The sequence below is a fragment of the Nitrosomonas sp. genome (assembly GCF_020852615.1).
GTDB lineage: Bacteria > Pseudomonadota > Gammaproteobacteria > Burkholderiales > Nitrosomonadaceae > Nitrosomonas.
In genome coordinates, this window is the sequence record NZ_JADZAJ010000019.1 from 26,475 (window position 1) to 32,522 (window position 6,048).

Annotated in this window: 4 protein-coding genes; all 4 read left to right on the forward strand. The window is 48.9% G+C overall.

Annotation, left to right across the window (positions count from 1 at the left end; translation table 11 throughout):
* Positions 1-39: 39 nt before the first annotated feature.
* From gyrA to pheA, 4 genes are read left to right on the forward strand one after another with little or no spacing between them, the layout of a single operon-like run.
* Positions 40-2,586, forward strand: coding sequence for a DNA gyrase subunit A (gyrA, locus tag IT527_RS04070; RefSeq protein WP_292966915.1), 2,547 nt, complete (start codon positions 40-42; stop codon positions 2,584-2,586).
* 17 nt (positions 2,587-2,603) lie between these two features.
* On the forward strand, positions 2,604-3,710 hold the full coding sequence (gene serC, locus IT527_RS04075; protein ID WP_292966918.1) for a 3-phosphoserine/phosphohydroxythreonine transaminase: 1,107 nt from the start codon (positions 2,604-2,606) through the stop codon (positions 3,708-3,710).
* Positions 3,703-4,914, forward strand: a complete 1,212-nt coding sequence (locus IT527_RS04080; protein WP_292966921.1) for a 3-phosphoglycerate dehydrogenase family protein — start codon at positions 3,703-3,705, stop codon at positions 4,912-4,914. The genes serC and IT527_RS04080 overlap by 8 nt, the downstream gene beginning before the upstream one ends.
* Positions 4,915-4,950: 36 nt before the next feature.
* Positions 4,951-6,018 (forward strand): prephenate dehydratase, encoded by a 1,068-nt coding sequence (pheA, locus tag IT527_RS04085; protein ID WP_292966924.1) that lies wholly within the window; start codon positions 4,951-4,953, stop codon positions 6,016-6,018.
* Positions 6,019-6,048: the final 30 nt, after the last annotated feature.

A 6,048-nucleotide genomic window follows, 5' to 3' on the forward strand; every position in this document is an offset into this window, starting at 1 on the left:
GACATAATCTAAACCTATTACCACTAAAGCGATTCATACATGGAACAATTTGCCAAGGAAACCCTGCCCGTCAGTCTGGAAGACGAAATGCGGCGTTCTTATCTCGATTACGCGATGAGCGTGATTGTAGGCCGAGCCTTGCCAGATGTTCGCGATGGGTTAAAACCGGTACACCGCCGTGTTCTTTATGCCATGCATGAACTGTCGAATGACTGGAACCGGCCATATAAAAAATCTGCTCGTATCGTCGGTGATGTAATCGGTAAATACCACCCTCACGGTGATACCGCCGTTTATGACACGATTGTGCGCATGGCACAGCCTTTTTCTCTGCGCTATATGCTGGTTGACGGGCAGGGTAATTTTGGCTCGATTGATGGTGACAATGCTGCCGCCATGCGTTACACCGAAATCAGAATGTCGCGTATCGCCCATGAATTGCTGGCTGATCTGGACAAGAGCACAGTCGATTTTGGGCCAAACTATGATGGCTCCGAGCATGAACCGTTGATTCTTCCGGCCAAAATACCTAATTTGCTGATTAACGGATCGTCGGGTATTGCTGTGGGGATGGCTACCAATATTCCGCCGCATAATCTGCGGGAAGTCATTGATGCCTGCCTGCTGCTGCTGTGTGATCCTGAAATTGATATAGCCGGATTGATGGCCTGTATGCCGGCACCGGACTTTCCGACTGCCGGCATCATTTACGGTATATCCGGCATTAAGGACGGATACCATACCGGAAGAGGGCGCGTCATCATGCGTGCCCGCACACATTTTGAAGAGCTCGATAAGGGCAATCGCCACAGCATTATCATTGATGAACTGCCTTATCAGGTGAACAAGGCCAATTTACTGGTGCGCATTGGTGAACTGGTTAGAGACAAAAGAATAGAAGGGATTTCCGATCTGCGTGATGAGTCGGATAAATCCGGTATGCGTGTCGTGATTGAACTCAAACGTGGAGAAGTGCCTGAAGTTATCCTGAACAATCTGTACAAAGAGACACAGATGCAGGACACATTCGGCATTAACATGGTTGCACTGGTCGACGGGCAGCCGCGTTTGCTTAATCTGAAGCAAATGCTGGATTATTTCCTGCGCCATCGCCGTGAAGTCGTAACGCGGCGTACTTTGTTTGAGCTTAGAAAGGCGCGTGAACGCGGTCATTTGCTGGAGGGACTGGCAGTTGCTTTATCCAATGTTGATGAAATTATTGCTTTAATCAAAGCTGCACCAACTCCGGCAGAGGCCAAAAAAGGGTTGATGGCCAGGATATGGCGTTCGCCACTGGTTGAAGAAATGCTGCGCCGTGCCATGATCGATGCGGCTGCATTCCGTCCCGAGACACTGGCAGCTGAATTTGGTTTATCCGGCCAGGGTTATCGTTTATCTGATGCACAGGCCCAGGCAATTCTTGATCTCAGATTACAGCGGCTCACCGGGCTGGAGCAGGAAAAGATCGTTTCGGAATACAGGGAAATCCTGGATAAAATCCGCGATCTTCTCGATACCCTGGCAAATCCGGAACGGATTACTGGCATTATTACTGAAGAATTGACAGCCGTTAAGGATCAGTTTGGCGATCCACGCCGCAGTGAGGTGATAATCGATGCGCAGAATCTGAATACTGAAGATCTGATTACCCCTGCCGATATGGTGGTAACCCTGTCTCACGCGGGATATATCAAATCGCAATTGCTGGATGATTATCGTGCGCAGAAACGTGGCGGGCGTGGCAAGCAGGCCATTACGACTCGTGAAGATGATTTCATCGATAACCTGTTTATTGCCAATACACATGATTTTATTCTGTGTTTTTCCAGCCTCGGGCGTGTTTACTGGATCAAGGTTTACAATGTGCCGCAAGGCAGTCGCACCTCGCGTGGCAGGCCGATAAATAACCTGGTTCCATTGGAACAGAATGAAAAGATTAATGCAGTATTGCCGGTCAAATCGTTTGATGATACCCGTTATGTATTCATGGCAACGGCTGGGGGTACGGTTAAGAAAACACCTCTGTCAGAGTTTTCACGGCCACGTACCAGCGGAATTATTGCCATTGGCCTGGATGAGGGGGATTATCTGATCGGTGTGGCATTAACCGAAGGCAAGCACGATGTGATGCTTTTTTCTGATGCGGGCAAGGCGATGCGCTTTGATGAAAATGATGTGCGGCCTACCGGGCGCAGTGCGCGTGGGGTAAGAGGTATGAAGCTCGGCGCGGATCAGAAAGTGATTTCTCTGCTGGTTGCAGACAGTGAAGACATGGCAGTGTTGACAGCGACTGAAAATGGCTTTGGTAAACGAACCCCGATTACCGAATATACCCGTCATAACCGGGGTACTCAGGGTATGATCGCGATTAATACTAACACCCGTAATGGTAAAGTTGTTGCTGCCCAGCTGGTTGAACCCAGTGATGAAATTATGCTGATTACCACGGGAGGTGTCATGATTCGTACCCGTGTCAGTGAGATTCGTGAAATGGGCCGGGCAACCCAGGGGGTGACACTGATCAATCTGGATGCGGGTGAGAAACTGGCCGGATTGGAAAGAATTGTCGAAACAGATGAAAATTAACCTGATCCGGTGAATCTATGAGAAAAACCTACAATTTCAGTGCGGGTCCGGCTGTATTGCCGGAAGAAGTGCTGGAGCAGGCCCGCGAAGAGATGCTGGACTGGCATGGCAGTGGCATGTCAGTTATGGAAATGAGTCATCGCGGGAAAGAGTTTATGTCCATCATGGACAAAACGGAATCAACCTTGCGTGAACTGGCAGATATTCCTGCCGGTTACAAAATACTGTTCTTGCAAGGGGGAGCGTTAAGCCAGTTTGCTATGGTACCAATGAATCTGCTCGGCGAAAGTGGCAAAGCAGATTACGTTCAAACCGGCCAGTGGTCGGAAAAGGCGATTAATGAAGCTGCCCGTTACGGATCTGTTCATATCGCGGCTTCATCGGAAAGTGACGGCTTTAATTCAGCCCCCCCGTTAGCACAGTGGAAAATTTCACCGGGCACGGCTTATGTACATTACACAACCAATGAGACGATTGGTGGGGTCGAGTTTCAATGGATTCCTGATTTATCAGCCATAGCGGGCAGCGATAAAACGATTCCTCTGGTTGCTGACATGTCCTCCAATTTTCTGTCACGGCCGTTTGATGTCAGCAAATTCGGGCTGATTTACGCCGGAGCACAGAAAAATGTTGGCCCTGCCGGACTGGTACTGGTAATTATCCGTGAAGACTTGCTGGATGTCGCACCGCTTTCCGGGACACCCACAATGTATCGCTATAAGACGTATGCGGATAACGCCTCAATGTACAATACGCCTCCAACTTATGCCATTTACATTATGGGGCTTGTTATGGAATGGTTGAAAAAACAGGGGGGGCTGGCCGCGATTGAGCAGCGTAATATTGCCAAAGCCAGACTGATCTATGATCTGATTGATGCCAGCAGTTTCTATCATTGCCCGGTTAATCGGGCGGACCGGTCCAGAATGAATATTCCGTTTACATTAAGTGATTCCAGCTTGGATGAGGTATTTCTGAAGCAGGCACAGACTCATGGTCTGCTGCAGCTGAAAGGGCATCGATCAGTCGGCGGGATGCGTGCCTCAATCTATAATGCGATGCCACTGGAAGGTGTGCAGGCTTTAGCGGCTTTTATGCAGGAATTTGAAAGAAATCATGCCTGATGGTATCCGGGAAATCACCAGAATCCTCACGCTGAATTCAATCGCTCAGGTTGGGCTCAAGCGTTTTCCTTCATCATTTTTTCAGATTGGCAGCGACGTTACTGATCCTGATGTGATCCTGGTGCGTTCACATAACATGCACGACATGCACATACCTGAAAGTGTGATTGCCATCGGGCGTGCGGGTGCCGGAACCAATAATATCCCTGTCAACCAGATGAGTGCGCGCGGTATCCCGGTTTTCAACACACCAGGAGCCAATGCCAATGCAGTCAAGGAGCTGGTGCTGGCAGGCATGTTGATAGCATCACGCAACCTGATACCGGCTCTGCACTTTGTCAATGCACTGGAAGGGGATGACCAGTCTTTTAATTTGCAGGTTGAGGCGGGTAAAAAACAGTTTTCAGGTACCGAATTACCAGGGCGGACACTGGGCGTCATCGGACTGGGCAAGATTGGCCGGCAAGTGGCCGATGTTGGAATCCGGCTCGGGATGAAAGTATTCGGATATGACCCGAAAATTACTATTGATTCTGCCTGGAGCCTGCCTGCTGAAGTTCAGAAAGCTAATCAGATAGAAGAGCTGATACGCCGCAGCCAGTTTATTTCACTGCATGTGCCACTTAATGATTCCACTCGCTATCTGATCAATGAAGCACTGATTGCCGGTATGCAGAAAAATACAGTTTTATTGAATTTTTCGCGTGATGCGATCGTTGATGAAGAGGCTGTGCTGGCTGGTATCCGGAATGGAATCATTAAATATTATGTCTGTGATTTCCCCAGTCAAAAGCTGCAGCGGCAGCCGGCAGTCATCAGTTTGCCTCATCTTGGAGCATCCACGCGCGAGGCCGAAGAAAATTGTGCCATGATGATTGCCGACCAGATCATGGATTATGTCACTCATGGCAATATCTCCTTTACCGTTAATTTTCCAGATGTTGTCATGGAACGCGGCACCCCTTTCCGGGTTGCTGTTGCCAATGCCAATGTTCCTAATCTGCTGGGACAGATATCAACCTGTATGGCAGATGTCGGTCTGAATATCCATAACATGGTAAATAAATCCAAGGGGGAAATGGCCTATACACTGGTCGATACCGATCGTGCTGTTCCACAGGAAACCATAGATGCAATTTCCCGGATTACAGGTGTATTGATGTTGCGTTATTTGCCAATATCAGAATCGCCGGAGCGGGTATAGAAAAAAATTCAGCTGCAATCTTATAAATCCATATTGATGACAGAACAGCTCAAACAACTGCGTAATGAAATCGACGCAATCGATGATGAATTGCTTCACCTGATCAACAGTCGTGCACGGCTCGCGCAACAGATCGGCCGGCAAAAAACCGGAACAGCCTATCGTCCCGAACGGGAATCACAGATTTTTTCCCGTTTGCAGCAGGCCAATACAGGGCCGTTGCGAGATGAGCATATCGTATATTTGTTTACTGAAATCATATCGGTCTGTCGTGCCTTGGAGGAATCCCTGGTTATTGCTTATCTTGGGCCGCAGGGTACATTTTCGGAAGAAGCTGTTGTCAGGCGTTTTGGCAGTTCTGTTACTGCCATGCCATGCAGCTCGATCGACGATATTTTTCGTAAGGTTGAATCCGGAGCGGCAAATTATGGTGTTGTCCCTGTTGAAAACTCTACCGAAGGCGCTGTCGGTCGAACGATGGATCTGCTGTTACAAACACCGCTGAAGATTTGTGGCGAGCTTCAGCTGCCGATACACCAGTGCCTGATGGCGCAGCAGACAGAGTTGTCTGCTATTAGAAAAATTTATTCGCACCCGCAGTCTTTTGCACAATGCCAGACATGGCTCAATGAAAATCTGCAAACCCTGACTGCTGTTGATCAGATCAACGCTGCCAGTAATGCAGATGCTGCCCGTCAGGCTGCGGCTGACAGCAGTGCTGCTGCCATTGCCGGGAAAAAAGCCGCTGAAGTGTTTGGGCTGAAGATTTGTGCCGCCAATATTGAGGATAATCCAAATAACACCACACGATTCCTGGTTATTGGTAACCATGGAGTTACGCGCTCGGGCAAGGATAAAACCTCACTTGCCATGGCCACGCATAACCGGCCAGGTGCAGTGCATGAGCTCCTGGCGCCATTTGCGCAACATCAGGTCAGCATGACCCGCCTTGAATCACGTCCTTCACGTGCCAGTCTGTGGGAGTATGTTTTTTTTGCTGATATTGTCGGGCATCAGGAGGATGAAAATGTGGCAAAGGCACTGCAAATGCTGCGTGATAATGCAACGTTTGTGAAGATTTTCGGTTCTTATCCTGCGGCATAATCAGCAAATTCCTGAACAAGATACTATTAC

Coding starts and splice junctions, on each gene's coding strand:
- serC (WP_292966918.1), top strand. CDS start 2,604: ATGAGAAAAACCTACAATTTCAGTGCGGGTCCGGCTGTATTGCCGGAA.
- IT527_RS04080 (WP_292966921.1), top strand. CDS start 3,703: ATGCCTGATGGTATCCGGGAAATCACCAGAATCCTCACGCTGAATTCA.
- gyrA (WP_292966915.1), top strand. CDS start 40: ATGGAACAATTTGCCAAGGAAACCCTGCCCGTCAGTCTGGAAGACGAA.
- pheA (WP_292966924.1), top strand. CDS start 4,951: ATGACAGAACAGCTCAAACAACTGCGTAATGAAATCGACGCAATCGAT.